The 24,083-nt window shown below is 72.3% G+C and carries 19 protein-coding genes, 5 tRNA genes and 1 riboswitch; of the genes, 11 read left to right on the forward strand and 13 right to left on the reverse strand.

Translation table 11 applies throughout. The annotated features are described in order from the left end of the window. Positions 1 to 29: 29 nt before the first annotated feature. Positions 30 to 2,147, reverse strand: a complete 2,118-nt coding sequence (locus QF030_RS20580; protein ID WP_307164137.1) for an asparagine synthase-related protein — start codon at positions 2,145 to 2,147, stop codon at positions 30 to 32. A 707-nt stretch (positions 2,148 to 2,854) separates the two neighbouring features. Here QF030_RS20580 and QF030_RS20585 point away from each other — a divergent pair. The 4 genes from QF030_RS20585 (at position 2,855) to QF030_RS20600 (ending at position 8,261) form a co-directional block, all read left to right on the forward strand. Continuing rightward, positions 2,855 to 4,279, forward strand: a complete 1,425-nt coding sequence (locus QF030_RS20585) for an MFS transporter (protein ID WP_307164138.1) — start codon at positions 2,855 to 2,857, stop codon at positions 4,277 to 4,279. Between the two features lie 79 nt (positions 4,280 to 4,358). Beyond that, complete coding sequence (gene lhgO, locus QF030_RS20590; RefSeq protein WP_307167633.1) at positions 4,359 to 5,576, forward strand: L-2-hydroxyglutarate oxidase; 1,218 nt, start codon at positions 4,359 to 4,361, stop codon at positions 5,574 to 5,576. A gap of 200 nt (positions 5,577 to 5,776) precedes the next feature. Then, positions 5,777 to 6,619 (forward strand): tRNA (guanosine(46)-N7)-methyltransferase TrmB, encoded by an 843-nt coding sequence (trmB, locus tag QF030_RS20595; protein WP_307164139.1) that lies wholly within the window; start codon positions 5,777 to 5,779, stop codon positions 6,617 to 6,619. A gap of 97 nt (positions 6,620 to 6,716) precedes the next feature. Continuing rightward, complete coding sequence (locus QF030_RS20600) at positions 6,717 to 8,261, forward strand: PrsW family intramembrane metalloprotease (protein WP_373428903.1); 1,545 nt, start codon at positions 6,717 to 6,719, stop codon at positions 8,259 to 8,261. Between the two features lie 21 nt (positions 8,262 to 8,282). Here QF030_RS20600 and QF030_RS20605 read toward each other — a convergent pair whose 3' ends face one another. The 4 genes from QF030_RS20605 to QF030_RS20620 form a co-directional block, all read right to left on the reverse strand. Next, positions 8,283 to 9,227 carry an aldo/keto reductase gene (locus tag QF030_RS20605; RefSeq protein WP_307164140.1) on the reverse strand — a complete coding sequence of 315 codons (945 nt, stop codon included), beginning with the start codon at positions 9,225 to 9,227 and terminating at the stop codon, positions 8,283 to 8,285. Between the two features lie 185 nt (positions 9,228 to 9,412). Further along, the gene (locus tag QF030_RS20610; RefSeq protein WP_307164141.1) at positions 9,413 to 10,438 is read right to left on the reverse strand and encodes a M23 family metallopeptidase; all 1,026 of its coding nucleotides are present in this window, start codon (positions 10,436 to 10,438) and stop codon (positions 9,413 to 9,415) included. Positions 10,439 to 10,447: 9 nt separating this feature from the next. Further along, a riboswitch (cyclic di-AMP (ydaO/yuaA leader) is annotated at positions 10,448 to 10,614 on the reverse strand. A 318-nt stretch (positions 10,615 to 10,932) separates the two neighbouring features. Further along, positions 10,933 to 11,006: transfer RNA gene (locus QF030_RS20615), tRNA-Met, on the reverse strand. Between the two features lie 71 nt (positions 11,007 to 11,077). Beyond that, positions 11,078 to 12,205, reverse strand: coding sequence for a dihydrofolate reductase family protein (locus QF030_RS20620; protein WP_307164142.1), 1,128 nt, complete (start codon positions 12,203 to 12,205; stop codon positions 11,078 to 11,080). A gap of 96 nt (positions 12,206 to 12,301) precedes the next feature. Here QF030_RS20620 and QF030_RS20625 point away from each other — a divergent pair, with 96 nt between their 5' ends. Further along, positions 12,302 to 12,832 (forward strand): MarR family winged helix-turn-helix transcriptional regulator, encoded by a 531-nt coding sequence (locus tag QF030_RS20625; RefSeq protein ID WP_307164143.1) that lies wholly within the window; start codon positions 12,302 to 12,304, stop codon positions 12,830 to 12,832. A 147-nt stretch (positions 12,833 to 12,979) separates the two neighbouring features. Further along, positions 12,980 to 13,621 carry a GTP cyclohydrolase II gene (locus QF030_RS20630; RefSeq protein WP_307164144.1) on the forward strand — a complete coding sequence of 214 codons (642 nt, stop codon included), beginning with the start codon at positions 12,980 to 12,982 and terminating at the stop codon, positions 13,619 to 13,621. Here QF030_RS20630 and QF030_RS20635 read toward each other — a convergent pair. From QF030_RS20635 to QF030_RS20645, 3 genes are read right to left on the reverse strand one after another with little or no spacing between them, the layout of a single operon-like run. After that, on the reverse strand, positions 13,608 to 14,360 hold the full coding sequence (locus QF030_RS20635; protein WP_307164145.1) for an NUDIX domain-containing protein: 753 nt from the start codon (positions 14,358 to 14,360) through the stop codon (positions 13,608 to 13,610). The genes QF030_RS20630 and QF030_RS20635 overlap by 14 nt on opposite strands. Beyond that, entirely contained in the window at positions 14,357 to 14,749 is a 393-nt protein-coding gene (locus tag QF030_RS20640) for a DUF4406 domain-containing protein (RefSeq protein ID WP_307167635.1), read from the reverse strand. Before QF030_RS20640 ends, QF030_RS20635 begins: the two co-directional genes overlap by 4 nt. A 31-nt stretch (positions 14,750 to 14,780) precedes the next feature. Next, positions 14,781 to 15,620, reverse strand: coding sequence for a DeoR/GlpR family DNA-binding transcription regulator (locus QF030_RS20645; protein WP_307164146.1), 840 nt, complete (start codon positions 15,618 to 15,620; stop codon positions 14,781 to 14,783). A gap of 247 nt (positions 15,621 to 15,867) precedes the next feature. On the opposite strand from QF030_RS20645, the gene QF030_RS20650 reads away from it, so the two are divergent. Beyond that, positions 15,868 to 16,227 carry a hypothetical protein gene (locus QF030_RS20650; RefSeq protein WP_307164147.1) on the forward strand — a complete coding sequence of 120 codons (360 nt, stop codon included), beginning with the start codon at positions 15,868 to 15,870 and terminating at the stop codon, positions 16,225 to 16,227. Positions 16,228 to 16,373: 146 nt separating this feature from the next. Here the strand turns inward: QF030_RS20650 and QF030_RS20655 are convergent. The 5 genes from QF030_RS20655 to QF030_RS20675 form a co-directional block, all read right to left on the reverse strand. Further along, a tRNA-Lys gene (locus QF030_RS20655) sits at positions 16,374 to 16,446 on the reverse strand. A 100-nt stretch (positions 16,447 to 16,546) separates the two neighbouring features. Continuing rightward, positions 16,547 to 18,100: an amino acid permease gene (locus tag QF030_RS20660; protein WP_307164148.1), complete on the reverse strand. Its 1,554-nt coding sequence runs from the start codon at positions 18,098 to 18,100 to the stop codon at positions 16,547 to 16,549. Between the two features lie 130 nt (positions 18,101 to 18,230). Beyond that, positions 18,231 to 20,540, reverse strand: a complete 2,310-nt coding sequence (locus tag QF030_RS20665; RefSeq protein ID WP_307164149.1) for a DEAD/DEAH box helicase — start codon at positions 20,538 to 20,540, stop codon at positions 18,231 to 18,233. A gap of 388 nt (positions 20,541 to 20,928) precedes the next feature. Next, positions 20,929 to 21,468, reverse strand: coding sequence for a hypothetical protein (locus tag QF030_RS20670; protein ID WP_307164150.1), 540 nt, complete (start codon positions 21,466 to 21,468; stop codon positions 20,929 to 20,931). A 95-nt stretch (positions 21,469 to 21,563) separates the two neighbouring features. Then, a complete protein-coding gene (locus tag QF030_RS20675; RefSeq protein WP_307164151.1) occupies positions 21,564 to 21,914 on the reverse strand; it encodes a metallopeptidase family protein in 351 nt (116 codons plus the stop codon). Positions 21,915 to 21,997: 83 nt separating this feature from the next. Here QF030_RS20675 and QF030_RS20680 point away from each other — a divergent pair, with 83 nt between their 5' ends. The 4 genes from QF030_RS20680 to QF030_RS20695 all read left to right on the forward strand — a co-directional run bounded on the left by QF030_RS20680 (position 21,998) and on the right by QF030_RS20695 (position 23,987). Beyond that, the gene (locus QF030_RS20680; protein ID WP_307164152.1) at positions 21,998 to 23,620 is read left to right on the forward strand and encodes a metallophosphoesterase family protein; all 1,623 of its coding nucleotides are present in this window, start codon (positions 21,998 to 22,000) and stop codon (positions 23,618 to 23,620) included. An 80-nt stretch (positions 23,621 to 23,700) separates the two neighbouring features. Then, positions 23,701 to 23,773 (forward strand) — tRNA-Glu (locus QF030_RS20685). Positions 23,774 to 23,811: 38 nt separating this feature from the next. Beyond that, positions 23,812 to 23,886, forward strand: a tRNA-Asp gene (locus QF030_RS20690). Positions 23,887 to 23,910: 24 nt separating this feature from the next. Further along, positions 23,911 to 23,987: transfer RNA gene (locus QF030_RS20695), tRNA-Phe, on the forward strand. Positions 23,988 to 24,083 lie beyond the last annotated feature (96 nt).

Here is a 24,083-nt window from a genome sequence, read left to right on the forward strand (position 1 = left end):
GGGCACGGGGTTTGCGGGCGGTGGGTGTCTCATCCTCCGGAGGAGACCGCGCGTCTCTGGGGGGCGATGCCCGCCGGTACCGCACGCGCGCGTGCCGGTGTGCCCGTCCAGCAGGTGCCCCTGCGGGAGAGCAGGCGGCGCAGCCAGAGTTCCAGGGAGATCAGATCGGCCAGGCCGTCCAGGGGGAGGGGTTCGCCCGCCGCCGCGGCCCGGAGGGCCTTGCGGACCACTCGCGCCTCGATCAGGCCCGCCTCGGCGAGGAGGGGGGCCTCGAAGAGGGTGAGCAGGGGGTCCATGGCCATGCGCAGGCCCGCCCGGGCCGCCGCGGTGGCGGACTCCTGGGAGGGCGCGCCCCAGCCGGGCGGGAGGTCGGTGACGCCGGCGCCCTTCAGGACCGTGCGCAGGATCGCGGCACGCGCCCCCGGTTGCACCCGCAGGGTCTCGGGAAGCGCGCGGCACGCGCGGACGACCTGGTTGTCGAGGAACGGCGCGTGCAGCCGCTGGGAGCGGATCTCGGCGGCCTGTTCCAGGACGCGCAGGTCCATGGCGTGCCGGGCAAGGGCCGACCGGGCCCGGTAGTCGCCCGGACGCTGGCCGGGACCGACGCCGGTGCGGTGCGCCGCCCCCTGGAGGCGAACCGATACTTCAGCCAGCGCCTCCCCCGTCAGCCAGCGCGCGGCAGGGCCCGCGCCACCCCAGGTGAGGGCGGCGAGGGAGGCTCCTACGGCGCCTGAGGGGCCGTCGGAGCTGAAACTGCGGTCCAGGAGGCGTTCGGCCAGGCCCTCCACGCCCGCGCGGTACGGCGTACGGGCCAGCCGGCGGGCCGCGCCGTACACGCGCGCGGGGACCAGCACCGAGCCGTCGGCCTTCGTCAGCGCCGCCACCGGACGCACCAGGTGGCGGCGTTTGCGGTCCATCAACAGGTCCGCGAGGCGGGCCGGGTGGGCGTCCAGCACCTGCCGGGCGCCGTAGCCCGTGAAGTGGTCCGCGCTGCCCGCGGCGAGGCGCGCCCGGTGACGGGCGGCCGTGACCAGGCTCGGGCCGGGTTCGTCGGTCAGCGGGCCGTCCAGGTCGGCGTACGGCAGGGCCTCCTCGCCGCCCGCCACCACGACGTGGTGCAGACGCGGGTTGGCCGCGAGGGTTCCGGCCCGCTCCAGCTCGGCCTCGCGTCCGCCGACCGCCAGGTCGTTGAAGGTGACGGCCAGCAGCCGCTCCCCCGCGCCCGTGCCGTGTCCCAGCAGCGTGCCCGGCATGCCCGGCAGGCCCGCCGCGAGGAGCGCCAGCGTGCCCGAGGCCGGACCGCCGGAGAGGTCGGCGCCGATGCCCGGAACGGGCATCCCGCGCGCGGCACGCCGTTCCGCGGGTCCCATCCCGGGCACGGGGCCGGGGTCGATGTCGGGAACGTGCCGGGGCGCGGCCAGACGCACGCGTACCGCCTCGATGAGCGCGTCGCGTACGGCGCCGACCGAGCTCTCCGGATCGGCCGGGGGCGCCGCCACCGCGAGCGAGGCGACCGGCTCGTACCCGACGACCTCACGGGCCCCGGCGCGGAGGATCAGCGCGTGCCCCGGCGGAATGCGGTGCACGCCGTCGTACGGGGTGGAGTCGTGCAGGGCGGCCGGCACGTCGGGCGCGGCCAGGAGCGCCGCCAGGTGCCCGAAGTCGAGGTTGGCCTCGACGAGGTCGGCCAGCGGCAGCGCCGCCGTCGCGTACGCCGTGCCGCCGGCCCAGGGCGTGTGGAACACCGGGCGCGCGCCCGCCAGATCGCCGCAGACGGTGATGCGCCGGCCGACCTGGACGATCGCCGTGTAGCTGCCCGGCCACGCCGTCAGATGCCGAAGTGCCCCTCCGCGCGCGGCGAACAGGCCGATGCGCAGCTGTTCGTCGGTCGCGCCGCAGGTGCCGAGGACCGCGACCCGGGTCTGGGCGTCGGCCTTCACCATCCGCACCTCGTCGGGGCGCCAGTCGCCGACGGCCCACAGCGGATCGGGGTCGCCCCACAGGAGTTGGGAGCCGACCGGGTGCAGGGTCTCGCCGTCGTGGCCGACCCGCCCGCCGTACGCCACGTCGTCGTCGTGACGGCCGTCGTAGGAGACGGCTCCGAGCGCGCCCGTGGCGGTGCTGCTCCATCCCACCAACCACCGCATGGACGCCTCCACAGGCTGTGGACAACCAAGTGCACCGCACGAACGGTTCACCATGCTGCCACGAAGAACGCGCCGTAGAAGGAGGCGGCGCCGCTCGCGATCCGGGGACTGCGCCCGTGTCGACGCGGCGGCGGCGCCGGGGGAGTCCTTGCGCACCCCGGCGTCTGCGACGTGAATGCGCCCCCGGTACGCTCCCCCAAGACGCCCTGCGCGCCCTCGATTTCCATGGTGGGAGGCGTTGTCCCCCGCAGAACAGAGGGTCGATTTTCGGCCAAATCCCCTTGGGGCGCCGCGCGTCGAGAACGTCCCGCGCAGGCTTCGCACACGCTCCGTACACACACGCGTGCCCCACTGGGGCTCGCGCCGGTCCGGGAGACGGACGCCGTCTCCCGGACCGTTCCGCCGCCCGCGGGGATGAAGGCGGCGGTGTCCCCCAGCCCACTGGATCCAGTACAGCGGGCCGACCCACGCACGGCCCATGGAACCGCTCCCGTGGTGGCCGGAGAAGAGCGCACGGCCGGGCGCACGGCCACACAGCGGGAGCACGCCGCAACGGTCCGTACCTGCGCCCGGATTTTCGTGCGGACCACAATCCCGCCAACCGGAAGAATGCCCCTTAACGCTTGGGATGCGGCGAACTACGCTGGGTTTACGAATGCCGCATGGTTATGCCAGCGCGGCAGCCGTCTGTGTCGAGGGGTGGCGCAATGTCCAGGGAGCAACGCGGGCCGAACGAAAAACTCGGCGCCGTTCTCGCCCTCGCGGGAATCAGCAACGCAGGACTCGCGCGACGCGTCAACGATCTTGGCGCTCAACGCGGGTTGACTCTTCGCTACGACAAGACGTCCGTGGCGCGCTGGGTGTCGAAGGGCATGGTGCCGCAGGGCGCCGCGCCCCACCTCATCGCGGCCGCCATCGGTCAGAAGCTCGGCCGTCCGGTGCCGCTCCACGAGATCGGCCTGGCGGACGCGGATCCCGCGCCCGAAGTGGGCCTCGCCTTCCCCAGGGACGTCAACCAGGCCGTGCGCTCCGCCACGGAGCTCTACCGCCTCGACCTCGCCGGCCGCCGGGCCGGTTCCGGGGGCATCTGGCAGTCGCTGGCCGGATCGTTCGCAGTAAGCGCGTACGCGACGCCCGCCTCACGGTGGCTGATAACCCCGGCCGACAGTTCGGTGGCACGCGACGTACACCTCGTGGAGGAGTCCGGCGCGCCGCTCAAAGTCGGCCACAGCGATGTGCAGAAGCTGCGGGAGGCCGCCGAGGACGCCAGACGCTGGGACTCCAAGTACGGGGGCGGCGACTGGCGTTCGTCCATGGTGCCGGAGTGCCTGCGGGTGGAGGCGGCCCCGCTGCTGCTCGGCTCGTACTCCGACGAGGTGGGCCGGGCCCTGTTCGGGGCGAGCGCCGAACTGACCCGGCTGGCCGGGTGGATGGCCTTCGACACCGGTCAGCAGGAGGCCGCGCAGCGCTACTACATCCAGGCGCTGCGGCTGGCCCGGGCGGCGGCCGACGTCCCTCTCGGGGGCTACGTCCTGGCCTCCATGTCCCTCCAGGCCACGTACCGCGGCTTCGGCGACGAGGGCGTCGATCTCGCGCAGGCGGCGCTGGAGCGCAACCGGGGGCTGGCCACGGCCCGCACCATGAGCTTCTTCCGGCTCGTCGAGGCACGCGCACACGCCCGCGCGGGAGACGCGCAGGCCGCCGGGGCGGCGCTGAAGGCCGCCGAGGGCTGGCTGGAGCGCTCCCGTGACGGCGACCACGACCCGTCCTGGCTCGGCTTCTACTCCTACGACCGTTTCGCCGCCGACGCGGCCGAGTGCTATCGCGACCTGAAGGCGCCGCGCCAGGTGCGGAGGTTCACCGAGCAGGCACTGTCGCAGCCGACGGAGGAGTTCGTCCGCTCGCACGGGCTGCGGCTCGTCGTCTCGGCGGTCGCCGAACTGGAGTCGGGCAACCTCGACGCCGCCTGTGCTCAGGGGGTGCGGGCCGTGGAGGTGGCCGGGCGGATCTCCTCCGCCCGCACCACGGAATACGTCAAGGATCTCCTGCATCGGCTGGAGCCCTACGGCGACGAGCCCCGGGTGGTGGAGTTGCGCGAGCGGGCCCGGCCCCTGCTGATGACCCCGGCGTAGGGGCGGCGCGCGACCGGCATGCCGCCTGCCCGGGTTTGAAGGCGTTGTCAGTGGCGCAGTGCACTATCGAAGCCGGGAGGTGGTGCACGTGTCGGAGATCGCTTACGACTGTGACGTGCTCGTGGTCGGCGGCGGCATCGTCGGGCTGTCCACCGCGTATGCGATCACGCGTGCCGCGCCGGGTACGCGGGTGACGGTGCTGGAGAAGGAACCCGGGGTGGCCCGGCACCAGACGGGGCGCAACAGCGGGGTCGTCCACAGCGGGATCTACTACCGGCCGGGGTCGCTGAAGGCGCGCTACGCGGTGCGGGGCGCGGCGGAGATGACGAAGTTCTGCGCCGAGTACGGCATCGCGCACTCCGTCACCGGCAAGCTGATCGTCGCCACGGACCGGGCGGAGCTGCCCCGGCTGCACGCGCTCGTGCAGCGCGGCCGGGAGAACGGGATTCCCGTCCGGGAACTGGGCGCCGCCCAGATCGCGGAGTACGAGCCCGAGGTACGCGGGCTGGCCGCGATACGCGTGCGGACGACGGGGATCTGCGACTACACGGCTGTCGCACGGCAGCTGGGCAGGGCCTCCGGGGCGGAGATCCGGTACGGCGCGCGGGCCGTGCGGATCGACCGGCGGCCGGAGCGCGGGGTGGCCGTGCTCACCGCGCGCGGGGACGTCGTACGGGGGCGGGTGCTGGTGAACTGCGCGGGGCTGTACTCGGACGAGGTCGCCAGGCTGACAGGGGACGAGCCCGAGGTGCGGATCGTGCCGTTCCGGGGTGAGTACTACGAGCTGGCGCGGCCGGAGCTGGTGCGCGGGCTGGTGTACCCGGTTCCCGATCCGGCGTTCCCGTTCCTCGGCGTCCATCTGACCAGGGGGATCGACGGAGGTGTGCACGTCGGCCCCAATGCCGTGCCGGCGCTGGCCCGGGAGGGGTACGGCTGGGGTGTCGTACGGCCCCGCGAGGCGATGGCGACGGCGGCCTGGCCCGGGGTGTGGCGGATGGGCCGGCAGCACTGGCGGTACGGGGTCGGGGAGCTGCGGCGGTCGGTGTCGAAGGGGGCGTTCGTGGACGCGGTGCGCCGACTGCTGCCGGCGGTCGAGGAGGGGGACCTGGTGCGGGCGGCGGCCGGGGTGCGGGCCCAGGCGGTGCTGCGGGACGGCTCTCTGGTGGACGACTTCCTGATACGGGAGGGGCCACGGGCGGTCCACGTGCTGAACGCGCCCTCACCCGCGGCCACCGCCTCCCTGCCGATCGGACGCGAGGTGGCCCGCCGCGCCCTGGTGGCACTGGCCGACGCATGAGCGGTCCGGTACCACGCTCGGCTCGGCGCCGGGCCGGGGGCCGGGGGCCGGGCACCCGGTCCGGTACCGCCGCTCGGCTCGACGCCGGACCGAAGCGCCGGGCTCCCGGTCCGGAACCGCGCTCGCCTCGACAGCGGACCGCAGACCGGGCTGCCGGGCGCGGCAGGCACCTGGAGCCGACCCGTAAAATCGACTTCACTGTGTCTGATTCCGTGAGCACCCCCGAAGTCCCCCAGCCCTTTCCCGGCGGCGAGCACCACCCGGGCGAGTCCGTTCGGCACACCCGGGCCAAGGGGGAGCCCCGCTTTCCCGACGGGCCCAAGGCCGACCCCGCCGGGTCGCACTTCGAGCGGCGGATCCGGAGCTTCCAGCCCCGCCGCAGCCGGGTGACGGCCGGGCAGGCGGACGCGTTGCAGCGGCTGTGGGCCAAGTGGGGGCTCGACATCGACGGGCACTTCGTCGATCTGGCCGAGCTGTTCGGCGACGACCGCCCCGTCGTGCTGGAGATCGGCTTCGGCATGGGTGAGGCGACCGCGCAGATGGCGGCCGCCGACCCGGACACCGGCATCCTCGCGGTGGACGTGCACACACCGGGCCAGGGGAATCTGCTCAATCTCGCGGACCGCACCGGGCTGACCAACGTCCGGGTGGCCAACGGCGACGCGATCATCCTGCTCCGCGAGATGCTGCCGGCGGATTCGCTCGACGGGCTGCGCGTCTACTTCCCCGACCCCTGGCCGAAGAAGCGCCACCACAAACGGCGCCTGATCCAGCCCGAGTTCCTCGACCTGGCCGCGACACGGCTGAAACCGGGCGCGATCGTGCACTGCGCCACGGACTGGGAACCGTATGCCGAACAGATGCTCGAGGTGCTGACCGCGCACCCCGCCTTCGAGAACACCCGGGCCGACGGCGGGTTCGCGCCACGGCCCGACTTCCGGCCGCTGACCCGTTTCGAGGGACAGGGGCTGGACAAGGGTCACGTCGTGAACGATCTGCTCTTCCGTCGCGTACAGCACCGCGTCCGGCCCGGGAATCGCTGACCGCACAAGGGGTCGGCCGACAACATCAGCCAAGGATCACCGACCGACCTGCACCTCCACCACAGTCCTCTCCCTCGTTAGGGTCGATGCCGTGGCCATCAGTCCTCAGTTTCCGCCCTGTCCGCCGCATCCCGGCGGCCCGCCCGAGGACGGTGTGCTCCGGCACGCTCACTGGTGGCAGCACAGGTGGGTGCGGTACGGGGCGCTGATCACCCTGCTCGCGCTGTCCGGCCTGGTCATCCTCGCGCTGGTGCGCGAACAGACCGGTACGCAAGGGTTCCTGGTGGGGCTCGGCCTGGCCGTGCTGCCCGTGCCGTTGCTGGTCGCCGCCTTCCGGTGGCTGGACCGGGTCGAGCCGGGACCCTGGCGGAACCTGGTCTTCGCCTTCGCCTGGGGCGCGTGCGCGGCGGCGCTGATAGCCATCATCGCCAACAGTTTCGCGACCCGGTGGATAGCCACCGCGACCGCCGACCCGTCCGGCGCGGACACCCTCGGAGCGACCGTCATAGCGCCGGTCGTAGAGGAGTCCGCCAAGGCCGCCGCCGTCCTGCTGGTGTTCCTCTTCCGCAGGCGCGACTTCACCGGGATCGTCGACGGCGTGGTGATAGCCGGGGTCACCGCCACCGGTTTCGCGTTCACCGAGAACATCCTCTACCTCGGCACCGCCTTCGGCACCGACCAGCTCACGGGCGACACGGGCATCGCCTCCGTCACCGCCGCGACCTTCTTCGTGCGGGTCATCATGTCGCCGTTCGCGCACCCCCTGTTCACCGTTCTGACCGGCATCGGCTTCGGCGTCGCCGCGCTCTTCGGGGACCGTCAACACCTGCGGCGCGTGCTGGTCCCGCTGTGCGGGCTGCTCCTCGCGATGGGCATGCACGCCCTGTGGAACGGCTCATCGTCGTTCGGCGAGTTCGGCTTCTTCGCGGTGTACGCGGCGTTCATGGTGCCCGCGTTCGGGCTGCTGACCTGGCTGGTGGTGTGGACGCGGCAACGCGAGCTGCGCACCGTGCGCGAGGAACTGCCCGCCTACGCGGCCGCCGGCTGGCTCGCTCCGGCCGAGCCGTACGCGCTCGGCTCGATGCGGGCCCGGCGGCTGGCCCGGGAGTACGCCGGTCGCCACCTGGGCAAACCGGCGGCACGGGAGGTGGCGCGGTACGAGGCGTACGCGACGTCGCTCGCGTTCCTGCGGCACCGCGGCCGAAAGGGCCGGGCCGGCGCGGACTTCCTCGTACGCGAGCGGGAGTTGCTCAACGAACTGTTGAGGCGGAGGGACGTCGCCCGGCCCGCGCTCGACCACGCGGCCCGGATGACGGCCCCGCCGGTACGGGTGACCGCGCCGCCCTGGCCGGTGTACGGGGCGTACGGGCACGGCCCGGGCCCGGCCCACGGGCAGAGCCACCTCGCCGGGTTCCCGCACCCAGCGGGGCCGGCGTACGGGAATCCGGCGGGACAGTCGTACGGAGCTCCGGCGGGGCAGTCGTACGGGTACGGCTACGGGTATCCCGCAGTGCACAGCCCCGTACTCGGTCCCGGAACCGGTCCCGGAACCGGTCCCGTGCATGCTCCAGCGCAGGGATCCGCACCCGGTCATCCGGTGGGCTACCCCGCTCAGTACCCCGCGCCCCGCCCGCACCAGTAGGGCGGGCCGGGACGAGACAGGTCAGGCGGAGGCCCGGGTCAGCCGGGTGATCTCCTCCGCCGTCAGCTCCAGTTCGGCCACCGCCAGCAGCGCCGGCAGCTGCTCGACCGTCCGCGCGGACGCGATCGGCGCGGCCACCGTCGGCTGCGCGGCGAGCCACGCCAGAGCGACCGTGGGGATCTGGCTGTCGTGGGCCCGGGCGATCTCGTCCAGGGCGGTGAGGACGTTCCGGCCGCGCTCCGTGTCGAGGTGCTTGGCGGCGCCGGCGGCGCGGGCGCTCTGCACGGTCGTACCGGGCCGGTACTTGCCGGTGAGGAAGCCGGCGGCCAGCGCGAAGTACGGGACGGCGGCGAGCCCGAAGCGGCCGGCGACGTCCTGGAGGGCGCCCTCGTAGGTGTCGCGGGAGACCAGGTTGTAGTGGGGCTGGAGGGCGACGTACCGGGCCAGGCCCTCACGGTCGGAGAACTCCAGGGACTCCCGCAGGCGCTCGGGCGAGATGTTCGAGGCGGCGATGTGCCGTACCTTGCCCGCCCTCACCAGCTCGTCGAGCGCGCCGACGATCTCCTCGACGGGCACCTCGGGCTTGTCGAAGTGCGTGTAGTAGAGGTCGATGTGGTCGGTGCCCAGACGGCGGAGCGAGGCGTCGGCGGCGGCCTTGATGTTGTCGGCGGACAGGCCGCGGAATTCGGGGTGCTGGCTCACCTTGGTGGCGATCACGACGTCGTCGCGGTTGCCCCGGGCCTTCAGCCAGCTGCCGATGATGGTCTCGGACTCACCACCGCTGTTGCCCTCGACCCAGGACGAGTAGGAGTCGGCGGTGTCGACGAAGTTCCCGCCGGCGGCCGCGTAGGCGTCGAGTACGGCGAAGGAGGCCGCCTCGTCGGCGGTCCAGCCGAAGACGTTGCCGCCGAGGGAGAGCGGGAAGACCTCGAGGTCGGAGGAGCCGAGTGTGCGAAGAGACGTCATGCTCGGTCTCAACGGAAGCCGACGGTCCGCCCATTCCGCGCGTGACGCGAAGAACATGTGAACAGCACAGCCGAACGGGGTGCCCGGCACAGCGGATCAGCCCCAGCGGATTGGCACGGACCGGCAGCCCCGACGCGGAGGGCGTCAGGGCTGCGGGGTGCATCAGGGGTGTCCGGACGGGCGGCTCAGGGGTTGAGGCCCTTGCCGCGCAGCCAGGCCGCCGGGTCGATGCCGTCGGCGCTGCCGCCCGGGTGGACCTCGAGGTGGAGGTGGGCCCCGGTGACGTTCCCGGTCGCGCCCACCCGGCCGATCACATCACCGGTGGCGACCTTCTGGCCGACGCTGACGCTGATCGACGACTGGTGGCAGAACCACAGCTCGGTGCCGTCGTCCAGGGTCAGGATGGTGCGGTAGCCGTAGGAACCGGCCCAGCCGGCCTCGGTGATGGTGCCGCTGTGGACGGCCTTGATGAGGGTGCCCGTCGGCGCGGCGAAGTCGAGACCCGTGTGGTAGCCGGAGGACCAGAGGGAACCGGCCTGGCCGAAGGTCGAGGTGATGGTGTACGAGGAGGTCGGCAGCGTGTACTGCTTGGCCAGTTCGGCCAGGCGCGCGGCCTCGGCCTTCGCGGCGGCTTCCTCGGCGGCCTTCTTCTTCGCGGCGGCGGCCTTGGCCTCCGCCTCCTTCTCGGCCTTGGCGGCGGCGTCGGCCTCGGCCTCGGCCGCTGCGGCGAGTGCCTTGACCTCGACCTGGGACTGCTGCGACTCGGCCTGCGCCATGATCCGGCTGCGCAGCGCCTCGCCGGCGTCGGCGGCGCTCTCCTCGGTGTCCAGGGCGGCTTCGGAGCCGAAGCCGGCGAGGGCCGGCGCGGCTTCCTGGACGGGCTCGTCGTCGTCGGAGATGAGCGAACCGACGTTGGGCAGGTCCGGCATCGAGATGGAGACCGGGGCCTTGCCGGTGTTGGCGCTGGCCATGCCACCCGCGCTGACGGCGGCGATGACGCCGACACCGAGGACGGTGGAGCTGCGGGCGAATCCGCCGCCGCGCTGCTTGGCGACGCGGTGCTTGCCGCGTACCGGGCGAGTGGACTCCGCGGTGGGGTTCCACTCCTCCCAAGGTCCCTCGTCGGTGCGATAGCCGCCGTAGCCGAAGGTGTCGGTGGACGGCTGGCTGGGCGCGTACGGGGCCTCGGGGGCAGGCGGGTTGGACGCCACGCGGGCGCACTCCTTTCCTTCCGTCGCCTACCGGGTTAGCTGACGGGTTCGGAGCGGGAAGGTCTCCTACGCGCGTATACCGGTCGTGGACTCTGCGAGTTCACGACGGCTTCCGCGTGATTCACCCCAAGGTGGTGGTTCCCCGGTTCCCTTGCGGGATTCGGCACGTGCCGCACGGAGCCGACTCTGGTGCCGGCTGGGACGACCGCGCTGCGTTATCGAACGTTAATAGACCCGGGGGTGGGTTTCCAAGCCGTTCCTCTTGATCAACATCATTCCCGGCCTGGACTTTTAGGCCACCAGCGGTGAAAAACGGGCGAGTTGACCGCCCCCCGCCATGCCCCGTAAACGCCCCGTCAGTCATAGGAGTGGTGATGGTAACTCAGTTGTAATGCGCAGGGCGGTCGCCCGGTCACCGGCAGTAAGGGGATGGGATGCGCGACGAAAACACCGAAGGCCGGAACCCTTTCGGATTCCGGCCTTCGGTTCATCAGTAGCGGGGACAGGATTTGAACCTGCGACCTCTGGGTTATGAGCCCAGCGAGCTACCGAGCTGCTCCACCCCGCGGCGATGAACACAACTGTACGCCATCGGCGGGGCAGAAAGCACATCGGTTGATCACCGGGGCCCCGGCGGCCTCAGAGGAGGTGGCGGTTCGGCTCCTTCGCCCGCTCCTCGTACTCCGGAAGCACGAGGACGTCGACGCCCCGGCCCGCCAGCAGACCGGTTCCGTCCGCGTCCGTGACGAAGGTGTCCGGCTCGCGCCAGGCCGTGACCACCCGGCCCACTCCGGCGTCGAGGATGAGGCGGGCACAGGGCGCCGGGCGGGAGGATCGGCGGGCGCACGGTTCGAGGCTGCTGTAGACGGTGGCCGCGGGCAGCCGGGGATCGGCGGGGTCGAGCTTCGCGAGGGCGGCCTCCTCGGCGTGCACGACCGGGTCGCCGGCCTCGCGGGAGTGGCCGCGCGCCAGCTCCGTGCCGTCGGCGGCCACGATCACGGCGCCGACGCTGAAGGCGGTCTCCGACGGCGGACAGTCGGCCGCGAGGGCGCAGGCCAGGGCCAGCCAGTGCCGGTCGGCCGCGGCGGGCAGCGGTCCCGTGCCGGGTGCGGTGGGCTCGTAGCGGTTCAGGACGACGTCCTCGATACGCCGGGACTCCACCAGGCGCAGCCGTCCGCCCTGGTAGCCGCCGGGCCCGAAGAGGCGGGGCGCGGACGGGTCGCCCACGAAGAGCGGGGCGAGGACGAGCTGGAGCTCGTCGGCGAGGCCCTGCCGGAGCAGCTGGGTGTGGACGGTGCCGCCGCCCTCGACCATGAGCCGCCGTACGCCGCGGACGTCGTGGAGGTGTTCGAGGAGGCGGCGCCAGTCCACTTCGGGGCCGAGCGGGACGGCGTCCGCGGCGATGCCCAGCGCACGGATCCGGTCGGCGCCCTTCTCCGTCGTGTACACGATCTTCTCGCCGCCCGTGTGCCAGAAGTTCGCCGCCGGATCCAGCTCGCCCGAGTCGCTGACGGTGACCTTGAGGGGGTACGCAGGCCGCCCGGCGGCCACGCGGGCGGCGCGGCGCTCGGGGGAGTTCACGAGGAGCCGGGGATTGTCGGCGCGGATCGTGCCGGCGCCGACGAGGATGGCGTCGACCGAGGCCCGGACCTCGTCGACACGGTCGAAGTCGGCGCGGCCGGAGAGAAGCAGGCGCTCGGGCGTGGTGTCGTCCAGGTAGCCGTCGAGAGAGACGGCGGCGGACAGCAGGACGTACGGGTACGGCATCGACGCGGCTCTCCGGTGGGGTGACGGGCAGGGCTGACGGGCAGGACTTGACGGGCAGGACTTGGTTCAAGTTTGAAACAAACTTACACTGGGGGCATGACGACTCGCTGGCTCACCCCCGAGGAGCAACGCGCCTGGCGCGCGTATGTTGCCGGCTACCTCCTCCTCGAGGACGCGATCGACCGGCAGCTCCAGCAGGAGGCCGGCATGCCCCACCTGTACTACTCCATCCTCGCCAACCTCTCCGACATCCCGGAACGGCGGCTGCGGATGACCGACCTCGCGGAACGGCTGAAGATCACCCGCAGCCGGCTGACCTATGCGGTGTCCCGGCTGGAGAAGGACGGGCTGGTGCGGCGCGAGGACTGCCGCTGGGACAAGCGCGGCAGCGTCGCGGTCCTGACGGACGAGGGCATGACGGTGCTGGAGAACGTCGCGCCCGGCCACGTCGGGACGGTTCGCGCGGCCCTCTTCGACCGGCTCACCCCCGAGCAGGTGGGACAGCTGGAGGAGATCTTCACGCAGGTCGCACGCGGGTTCCAGGAGAACGGCGACGGCGAGACGGCGCCCGAGGACCTCCCGTGGCGCCGGCGCTCGTCGCCCTGCTCGGGAACCGGGACTCCCTGACCGCGGGCCCTGTGAGGGGCGCCACACACCGGTTGCTTCAAATTTAAAGCATGGGGTAGGGTCTCGGCTCGTTGGATCTGCTTCAAATCTGAAGCACAGGGTGGCCCTGTGCCGCCCTGTCACCGTCCTCCGGACCCGGGAGACCGCATGCCCGACACCCCCGCCGCCACCCCGCGCGCCCGCGTCCGGGTGCCGCTGCGCTTCCCCGACGGCTACTCCGTCGACGCCGAACTGGTCACCTTCCACGGTCTCGCCGACGGCCAGGAGCACGTCGCCGTCGTCCTCGGCGAGCCGGCCGCCGGCGCCACCCCCCTGGTCCGGCTGCACTCCGAGTGCCTGACCGGTGACGTCTTCGGCTCCGCCCGCTGCGACTGCGGGCCGCAGTTGCGCGAGGCGGTCGAGCGCATAGCCGTCACGGGCGGTGTCCTGCTCTACCTCCGTCAGGAGGGCCGCGGCATCGGTCTCTACAACAAGCTCGACGCGTACGCCCTCCAGGACCAGGGCCTGGACACCTACGAGGCGAACGCCGCGCTCGGCCTGCCCGAGGACGACCGGGACTACACGGCCGCCGCCCAGATGCTGCGCGCGCTGGGCATCACGAGCCTGGATCTGCTGTCCAACAACCCGGACAAGGCAGGCCAGTTGCGCGACCTGGGCATCGACGTCCAGGACCGGGTCCCGACGGGCGTCTTCACCACCCCGCACAATGTCCGCTACCTGCGCGCGAAGGTCCTGCAGACCCAGCACACGCTGGCGCTGGCCGACCTCACCGGGCTCAGCGTGGGCTGACCGCGGGCGGCGCGAACGGGCCGTCCAGCGCGGCCCATTGGAGCAGCATGATGGTCTTCGCGTCCGCGATCGCGCCGGTGCGGACGAGGCCGAGGGCCTCGGTGAAGGGGAGTTCGACGACGGCGATGTCCTCGCCCTCGGCCGCCACGCCCGCCGTGTCCGCTCCGGGGGCGGAGGCGTCGTAGGGGGCGGCGAAGAAGCTGAGGCGCTCGGTGACCGAACCGGGGCTCATGAACGCGTCGAAGACATGCTCGACGTCGTGCACCGCCCGGCCGGTCTCCTCGGCCGCCTCGCGGCGGATCGCCTCGCGCGGGTCGTCGCCGTCCAGGAGCCCGGCGGCCGCCTCCAGCAGCATGCCGTCCGGATGTCCGTTGACGTACGCGGGCAGCCGGAACTGCCGGGTGAGCAGGACGGTACGGCGGTGGGGGTCGTAGAGGAGGATCGTGGCCCCGTCGCCTCTGTCGTACGTCTCGCGCTGTTCGCGGCTCCAGTGGCCGTCGCTGTGCCGGTAGTCGAAGGTGGTGCGGCGCAGGACGGACCAGTCGCAGGCGAGGACCTCCACGTCGAGGACGCGGACCCGCTCGTTGCCCGTGAGGTCGCGTCCGTGGCGGTCGAGTCCGGTACGGCCGCGGGGGTCGGGGAGGTCGATGCCGGGGGTGCCGGGGGCGGGGCGGGCCGGCGCGCCCCGGGAGCCGGGGGCGGGGGCGGGGGCGGGCGAGGTGGTGACGTGCTCGGTCATCGTTGGCCTTCGGGGAGGTGGGCGGCGGGATCGGCGGTGCGGGCGTCGGGGACGTCGGCGAGGTCGGCGTAGACCGGCTTGCCCTGGGCACGGGCCTGCTCGGCCATCCGGTCCGCACCCTCGGAAGGACCGCCGATGCGCAGCACGGCGTCACAGCGCTCCAGCAGGCGTTCGGCGACGGGGTGGAAGAGTGCGTCGAACAGCGGGTCGCCGGGGGCGGCGCCGCCCGCCGTCTCCAGCAGGGGCAGCGCGAGCGCCTCGCCGGTGACGGGCAGATGCCCGGCGCGGAACAGGACGAGCGCGACCTCGTTCATCGCCCTCACATTGGCCGCGAGCTTCGCGGGGTCGTCGCCGGTGCCCGAACGGTACGGGCCGGCGACCAGGATCATCAGCGGTTCCACGGGGTCTCCTGAGGTGGGTTCAGGCCAGCCGGGTCTCGACGCCGGCCTCCCGCAGGGCGGCCAGGGTCTGCGGGCCGCCGGGATGGGTGGCGGGGTCCGCCGCGGCGGCGTCGGTGACGAAGGAGTCCACGGCGTCCAGCGGGGCGACCTGGCTGAAGGCGCGCACGCCCAGCTTGGTCGCGTCGGCGACGGCGACCGTACGAGCCGCCTGGCCGAGCCCCGCCTGCTTGACGGCCGCGTCCTCAAGGGAGAACTCCGACCAGCCGTGTGCGGCGTGCACCCCGCCGATCGACATCACGAACACGTCGAAGGCCAGGGACTCGAGGGTGCGCAGGGCCAGCGGCCCGACGAACGACCGCTCACCCGGGCGGGACCTGCCGCCGACGACCAGCAGGTCGATGCCCGGCCGGTCGGCCAGCCGCAGCGCGGCCTGGAGGCTGAGCACGGCCACGGTCAACGGGCCCCGCGCGGCCAGGTGTTCCGCCACGTGCACGGTGGTGGTCCCGGCGTCCAGCAGCACCCGTGACCCCGGCTCGACGAGTCCGGCGACGGCCGCGCCGAGCCGGTCCTTCGTCGCCGCCTGCCACGCCTGCCGGGCCTCGAAGCCGCCGCCCTCCTCGCGAGGCCGCCCGGCGACGGCCCCGCCGTGCACCCGCCGCACCAGCCCCTGGCGCTCCAGCACGTCCAGGTCCCGGCGCACGGTCATCTCCGAGACCCCGAGCCGCTGGGCGAGCTCGACGACGGAGACCCGCCCCGGCGCCCGGCCATGCCCACGGTCCTGCCCCGTGTCATGTCCTTGGCCCGTGCCGTGTCCCTGCACGAGGCGGAGGGTCAGGTCGAGACGGTCTGCGACATCCATGACGGCATTTCTACCATGCTGCCGTTCGAACGAACAACGACATGTTCATCTCCCGTTACGGGTCACGCGCCTGCCCCGGCTCGGCAGTTCGGGGCCGCCGGCCCTGCGCCGGCCTCCATGGCGGGCGGAACCGACCAACCAGGGGCTGGATACCTCCCCTGACAAGAACAGCTTTTCTCGTGCGCAACGATCAGACATCACCTACCGGCCGCTCGCCGCGACGAGGTGAGGCCTAGAATGCGATCTCATGCCGAAGCCTGACGAGCTGATCGTTGACATCGCCGCCCTTGTGGAGTCCGGGCACAGCAATCAGATGCCCCTGACCGTGGTCACCGGTGGTGCTGTCATCACCGGTCGACTGGCCACCGAAGCCATGTGGAGGCAGCGGGTGTCGGAGGTGCTGACGAACTCCGCCCAGCTGGCCGAGTTCTCCGCCGTCTTCGACACCCCCCCGAAGAAGGACGGGCCGCCCACGCACCTGCACTTCCATGTCGCCCGGATCCTCCAGGGCACGGTGGGGATCCCGGAGACGGGCGGGATGTACCGCGTGGCGATCGAGGACGTCAGCGCCTGGACCATCGGGGACTTCAGCTACTCCGACCACTGATCCGCGGGCCCACCGCCGCACCGCGCCCCGCCCGCCCTGCCGCGCCGCGAGCGGTACGGCCCGGAACGGAAACAGCGCTCGGGTCGACCGAGGTCGACCCGAGCGCCGCGTCGCAGGCAAAAGGGGTTTCCCCCGCCTGCCGCCGGTAGGCCCTGTGGGACTCGAACCCACAACCAATGGATTAAAAGTCCACTGCTCTGCCAATTGAGCTAAGGGCCCAGGCGATGTTGCCTCCCCGAGCATAGCCGGACGTGGCCGTGTCTCCGATCGGGTATCGGAGACACGGGCGCGCCGGGCGACGCGAAGCGAGGGGGACCGGTCACCGCTCCGGCAGTTCGGCGGGTGCCCCCGCCCGTGCCGCCTCGCGCGCGATGGTCCGTTCGTGCGCGGGATCGAGGAACCACTTCCGGGCGGAGACCTGCCACCACACCCCCGCGAAGCCCAGCACCACGAGGACGGCGATCGGGGCGTAGTTGAAGGTCTCCCAGGTGACCGGGGAGACCTGGGGCAGCATGAACAGGACGGTGATGACGGCCACCCACACCACCGACACCACGCCGATCGCCCTCGACCAGCGGCCCAGGTGCCACGGCCCCCGCGCGAAGGCGTCGCCCTTGCGGAGGCGCAGCAGGGTCGGGATGACGTACGCGATGTAGAGGCCGATGACGGCGATCGAGGTGACGGCCGCGTACGCGGTCACGTTGATCAGATACGGCAGGCCCAGCAGCAGCGCGCCGCCGGCCGCCAGCCAGACCGCCGCGACGGGCGTGCGGGTGCGCGCGCTGACCGTGTGCCAGATGTGCGAGTACGGCAGCGCGCCGTCCCGTGAGAAGGCGTAGATCATGCGGCTGTTGGCGGTCACGGACGCCATCCCGCAGAACAGCTGGGCGCCGATCACCACGAGCAGCAGCAGCTTGCCGGCGGTCGCGCCGAGCGCGTCGAGCAGGATCTGGGCGGGGGGCGCGCCGGTCGGGGAGGCGAGCGCGGCGTCGTAGGACTGGATGGCGTAGGTGAAGCCGAGCAGCAGCACGAAGCCCGCTATCCACGAGGTCCAGATGGACCGCACGATGCCCTTGGGGCCGGCCGTCGACGCGTCGTGCGTCTCCTCGGTCATGTGGGCGGAGGCGTCGTACCCGGTGAAGGTGTACTGGGCCATCAGCAGGCCGAGCAGGACGACGTACACGCCGCTGCCCCAGCCGGTGTTGTTCACGAACTCGCCGAACACGAAGGACGTCGAACGGTGCTCGTCGGGGACGAAGGCCAGCGCGCCGACGATGACGCCCACGCCCAGCACGTGCCACCACACGCTCACGCTGTTGAGGAGGGCGACGATCCGCACCCCGAAGGTGTTCAGCAGCCCGTGCAGCACCAGGATCCCGGCGAAGAGCAGGACCGTACGGCAGGGTGTCACCTCGAAGCCGAACTGGAGGTTCAGATAGGCGCCGAGGAAGGACGCGGCCCCGAAGTCGATGCCCGCCGTCACCGCGACCTGGCCCAGCACGTTGAACCAGCCCGTGAACCAGGCCCAGGCCGCCGCCGATCGCGGGGGCGCCAGCCGGTGCGCCCAGAAGTACAGGCCCGCCGAGGTCGGGTACGCCGAACAGATCTCGGCCATGGACAGGCCGACGAAGAGGGTCATCAGCCCCACGACGACCCAGCCCCAGGTGATCACCGCAGGACCGCCCGTGTTCATACCGAACAGGTACAGCGTCAGACAGCCCGACAGGACCGAGATGATCGTGAAGGAGACCGCGTAGTTGGAGAACGCCGACATGCGGCGGGCGAGGACCTGGGTGTAACCGAGTTCGGCCAGCAGCTCTTCGTCCGAGAGTTTCCCGGGAGACTGCCGGCCCGCTGTGCCGTCATCTGTCATGCCCCCAGCAATTCCCCAGCCGGAGTCGTGACACACGTCACAACTTGGCCAGAAAGCGCCCTCGACGAAAACGCCGTGGCCCCCACCGGTGTGCGGTGGGGGCCACGGCGTTCACTCGCCTGGGCCGACGTCAGCCGTTGCGCTTCCAGCGCGGCTTGTCGTCGCGGCGGCCGGTCGTGCCGGAGCCCGAGCCGGAGCCGGAGCCGGTGCCACGGTGGTCGTCACGGCGACCGAACGGGCGGTCGTGGCCGCCGGAGCGGAAGCCCGGGCGGTCGTCGCGGCGGTCACGGTTGAACGGACGGTCGCTGCCACGGTGGGTGGACGGACGCTCGTCACGACGGTCGCGGTTGAAGCCGCCCGTGGGCCGGTCGTCGCGGCGGAAGCCGCCCGAGGGACGCTCGTCACGACGGTCGCGGTTGAAGCCGCCCGAGGGGCGGTCGTCGCGGCGGAAGCCGCCGGAGGGACGCTCGTCGCGACGGTCGTCACGGCGGTCGTCACGACGGTCGCGGTTGAAGCCGCCCGCGGGACGCTCGTCACGACGCTCGAAGGAACGGCCGCCACGGTCGGCGCCGCCACGGTCGTCACGGCGGTCACGGTTGAAGCCGCCGCGGTCGTCACGACGCTCGAAGGAACGGCCACCGCGGTCGTCGCGACGGTCGTCACGGCGGAAGCCGCCGCGCTCGCCGTCACGGCGGTCACGGTTGAAGCCACCGCGGTCGTCACGGTTGAAACCGCCACGGTCGTTGTCACGGCGCTCGAAGGAACGGCCGCCACGGTCGTCGCGACGGTCGTCACGGCGCTCGTAGTTGCCCCGCTCGTCGCGGCGCTGGCGCGGCTGCTCGTACGCGGCACGCTCGGCGGGCTGCTCGGAGACCGCGGCCACGGCCGGCGCCTCCGTCACGGCGTTCTGCTCGACGACCGCCTCGGCGGCCGCGACGACAGCCGCCTCCGGGTCCTCGCCGCGCTCGCGCGCCACGCGGGCCACCAGACGGTCGGCCTCCTCACGCAGCTCGGTCGCACGCCGCTGCGCGCGCTCCAGCTCCTTGGTGAGTTCGGAGACCTCGCGCTCGGCCTGCTGCGCCGCGTTGCCCGCGGACTCGGCCTGGACCTCCGTCATCGAGCGGGCGCCGGTGATCTCGGCGACCTCCGGCTCGAAGGCGGCGCCGCCCTGGATGATGTGACGCCCGGCGTCGACGCCCGCGTCCTCCATCAGACGGAAGATCTGACGGCGCTGGTGCGGCAGCGAGAGGGAGACGACCGTGCCGGTGCGGCCGGCTCGCGCCGTGCGGCCCGCGCGGTGCAGGTAGTCCTTGTGGTCGCCCGCCGGGTCCACGTTGAGCACCAGGTCGATGCCGTCGACGTGGATGCCGCGGGCGGCGACGTCGGTCGCGACGAGCGCGTTGACGTAGCCCTTCTTGAAGTCCTCGAGCACGCGGGTGCGCGCACCCTGCGTCATACCGCCGTGCAGCGCGTCGGCCTTCACACCGGAGTCGCAGAGCTGCTCGGCGATACGGTCGGCGCCGAGCTGGGTGCGGACGAAGATGATCGTGCGGCCCTTGCGGGAGGCGATCGCGGCGGTGACCGGCGCCTTGTCCTTGGGCTTCACGATCAGGATGTGGTGCGACATGGTCGTGACGTTGCCCTGGGCGCTGTCGACCTCGTGCGTGACGGGGTTGCTCAGGTAGCGCTTGACCAGCGTGGAGATCTCGTTCTCCATCGTGGCCGAGAACAGCATGCGCTGGCCGCCGCCGGGGATCTGGTCGAGCAGCTCGGTGACCTCGGGCAGGAAGCCCAGGTCGGACATCTGGTCGGCCTCGTCGAGAACGGCGACCTGGACGTTCTCGAGCGAGCAGGCGCCACGGTTGATGAGGTCACGCAGACGGCCCGGGGTGGCGACGAGGACGTCGACGCCGCGCTCCAGGGCGTACATCTGGTTGCTCATGGACGTACCGCCGCAGACGACCTTCATCTTGAGGCCGAGTACGTCGCCGTACGGCTGAAGCGCGTCCGCGACCTGCATCGCGAGCTCACGCGTCGGCGTCAGGATGATGCCGCGGGGCTTCTTCTTGTCGGTGTGGCCGCCGGACAGCGACGCCAGCAGCGGCAGACCGAACGAGAGGGTCTTGCCGGAGCCGGTGCGGCCACGGCCGAGGATGTCCTTGCCGGCCAGGGCGTCCGGGATGGTCGCCGCCTGGATCGGGAAGGGGCTGGTCACGCCGTTCTGCACGAGCTTGCGCACGACGCCCTCGGGGAGCCCGAGGTCGGAGAAGGTGAGTCCGGGGGCCTCGGGGGTCTCGGGAGTCGCCTCGACGGCTGCCTCGACTGCTGCCTCGATGGCCTCAGCGGTCCCGACGGTCTCGGTGACCTCGATCGCCTCGAGGGTGATCGGCTCGTCGTTGTTCTCGGGCACGACGGAGTGATCAGTACTGGAAATGGACATGCGAATGCGAAACCTTCCGGAGTCTCAAGTCGGCACGCGCCCGTCAACTCCGTGTCGCATTGCACTACGACCGCCTCTATGCGGTCAGCCACGGCAAGGGAGAGTACGCGCCACACGGCGCGCTCTGCGGTGGCGCCGGGCAAATGGGATCAAACGATCTACCACTATAAGCACCCTGGCCACCGAAGGCAAACCGAGCCCCATCACCGCAGCTCAGCGGCCCTCTCGGGTCCGAGCGGAAGGCCCCGGGCGGACCCGGACCGAAGGGCCTGCGCGAGACGGACGACCCGCCCGGGCGGACACCCCGACCGGCAGGTGCGGCGGACGTCCCGCCCGGAAGGCGCACCCGCCCGGGACGGACACCCTGCCCGGACCGGAACACCTGTTCCTAGGCGGGCGTGCCCGCCTCCGGTGCCGGTTCCCGGTCCACCAGCTGCGCCGCCGCTCCTCCGTCGCCCTCGTGCGCCGAGGACGACGGCTCGGCGACCGTTGGCTCCGGCGTGGGCGACGGCGGCTCCGGCGTGGGCGCGGGCGGCTCCGGGTCCGGCGAGCGCGTGGGCGCGGGCTGCTGCGCCCCGGTCGGCGTCGGCGCCCCCGGCCGGTGGCTCGTCCCCGGCCGCACCGGCCCCGCCGAGGCCGGCGCGCTCCGCCCCGCCGACGGCGCCGCCGAGGCCGACGCCGAGGCACTCGCCCCGCCCTTGTCACCCTTTCGGTGCCCGTGCTTGCCGTCGCCGTCCGCCGCGCCCATCCCCAGGCCGCCCCCCGAGCCCGCCGAGACCCCGCCGGGGGCCTCACCGCCGGGGTGTCCCGCCGAGTGCGACGGCTTGGCCCGATCGCCCTCCTCGTGTCCCACGCTCATGCAGCCGGCGGCCGCGGCGACGGCCAGGACCGTCGCGGCCAGACGAACGGGTACGTACAAGGGGCGCACGGGGCCACCTCCGGGGCAGGCGTAAGGAGTCGACGTGTCAACTCCCGGCGCCCGCAAGAAGACACGCGCCGACGCGCGCCCCTGTGCCGTACGGCTCAGCCGTAGCCGAGGGCGTGCAGCCGCGCGTCGTCGATGCCGAAGTGGTGGGCGATCTCGTGCACCACCGTCACCTCCGTCTCCGCGACGACGTCCTCCCGTGTGCTGCACATCCGCAGGGTCGGCCCCCGGTAGATCGTGATCCGGTCCGGCAGCACACCGGCGTACCACTCCCCGCGGTCCGTCAGCGGGGTCCCCTCGTACAGCCCGAGCAGCTCGGGATCGTCCGCCGCCGGTTCGTCCTCGACGAACACCGCGACGTTGTCCATCAGTCGCGTCAACTCCGGCGGAATCCGGTCCAGCGCCTCGGCGACCAGTTCCTCGAACTCCTCGCGCGTCATCTCCAGCACAGGACCATTGTCCGGTACGACGCGGTCGGGGGAGGTCACCGACCGTCCGCATACCAGCGCCCGGACCGGGGCATAGGGCACCAATGGTCCGCGCCCGCCTCCCCACCGCACTCCTGAAGCGTCCCGAGTCCGCCGGGCGCCGGAACCCGGTCCCCGAACTCGCCGCCCGGCCCAGCCCCTGGATCCGGGCTCTCGGGCTGACCGCCGTGGTCCTCATCGGCGCCTGGCTCGGCCTGCTGATCGTCGGGGACGTCCGGGTGTCCGTCGGCCCCATGAACACGACGATGACCCTGCGCCCGTCCGTCACCGGCGGCACGAAGATCAACATTTCTCCGCTCGGCGCGCTCAGCCTGGACAGCCACAACGCCCCGGTCCGCCTCGACGTGAACGTGGACCAGCTCGACCCCGAGCGCTCGCAGGCCCTCGTCGACCATCCCGAACGCCTCTCCGGCCTGCAGGACGAGGTCGCCCGCGACATCGAGCAGGGCACCCTGGACCTCGCGCTCCGCTCGGTCGTCGCCGTGGTCTCCGGTGCCACCGCGCTCGGCCTCGCCGTCTACCGCAGGCCCCGCCGCGCCCTGGCCGCCGGCGGTCTCGCCCTGACCCTGCTGGCCGCCTCGGGCGCGACCGCGTACGCCACCTGGAACCCCAAGTCGGTGCTGGAGCCGCGGTTCTCGGGCCTGCTGTCCTCCGCACCCTCGCTCGTCGGCAACGCACGCAGCATCGTCACCGAGTTCGACGTCTACCAGCAGGAACTCGCCCGCCTGGTCACCAACGTGACCAAGCTCTACGACGTCACCTCCACGCTGCCCGCCTTCCAGCCCGACCCGACCACGGTCCGGGTGCTGCACGTGTCCGACATCCACCTCAACCCCGCGAGCTGGAAGATCATCGTCTCGCTCGTGGAGCAGTACAAGGTCGACGTGATCGTCGACTCCGGCGACACGATGGACCACGGCTCGGCGGCGGAGAACGGCTTCCTGGACCCCATCGCCACCCTGGGCGCGCCGTACGTGTGGGTCAGGGGCAACCACGACTCGCTCGTCACCCAGCGCTACCTCGAGGGCATGAAGAACGTGCACGTCCTCGACGACGGCCGCGCGGTCACTCTCGCCGGGCTGCGCTTCGCGGGCATCGGCGACCCCCAGTTCACTCCCGACCGCTCCTCCGCGCCCGGCGCCGAGGAGTCCCAGGAGGCGGCGGGCGCCCGGCTGGCCCAGGCCCTGCGCGCCCAGCGGGACGCCGGCACCCCGGCGGACGTGGCCATCGCCCACGAGCCCTCCGCCGCCCGGGGCACGGACGGCGAGGTGCCACTCGTCCTGGCCGGCCACCTCCACCACGAGGACATGGAGGTCATGAAGAAGGGCACGCGGCTGCGCGTCGAGGGCTCGACGGGCGGCAGCGGCCTGCGTGCCGTGGAGGGCAAGTACCCGGACCCCATCGAGGCGTCGATCCTCTACTTCGACCGCGGCACCCGCCGCCTCCAGGCCTGGGACGAGATCAAACTCGGCGGCCTGGGCCTGACGACGGCCGAGGTCAGCCGCCACCTCCCGAAGGAGAACCTGCCCGGAGCCGCACCGTCCCCGAGTCCGTCCCCGAGCTCCTCCCCGAGTCCGTCCCCGACCCCCTCCACCGGCCCGCCGCTCAGCCCCTCCACCGGCCCGTCCGTCCGCCCCTCCGCGACCCCTTCCAGGACGGCCCCGTAAACCGTTTTGGCGATACCCCCCGCCATCCCATATGCTCATGACGTCCCCGACGCGCTGAGAAGCGCCCAGGCGGGCCGATAGCCCTCATCGTCTAGCGGCCTAGGACGCCGCCCTTTCAAGGCGGTAGCACGGGTTCGAATCCCGTTGGGGGCACGCAACACCGTGTGCGACACTGTCGTACACAACAGCTGGGTCCTGTGGAGCAGTTTGGAGTGCTCGCCACCCTGTCAAGGTGGAGGCCGCGGGTTCAAATCCCGTCAGGACCGCTGAGGTTTCACGTGAAACCTCGTGGCTGGGTAGCTCAGTTGGTACGAGCGATCGCCTGAAAAGCGATAGGTCGCCGGTTCGACCCCGGCCCCAGCCACCAGAACGAAAACCCCCTCCGGGTGACCGGAGGGGGTTTTCGTCGCTGTGCGCAGGACGGGGCCGCGCCAAAAGCACTCGCCCCTTCTTTCGCCGAGAT

Origin of the sequence: Streptomyces rishiriensis (genome assembly GCF_030815485.1) — a bacterium.
GTDB classification, from domain to species: domain Bacteria; phylum Actinomycetota; class Actinomycetes; order Streptomycetales; family Streptomycetaceae; genus Streptomyces; species Streptomyces rishiriensis_A.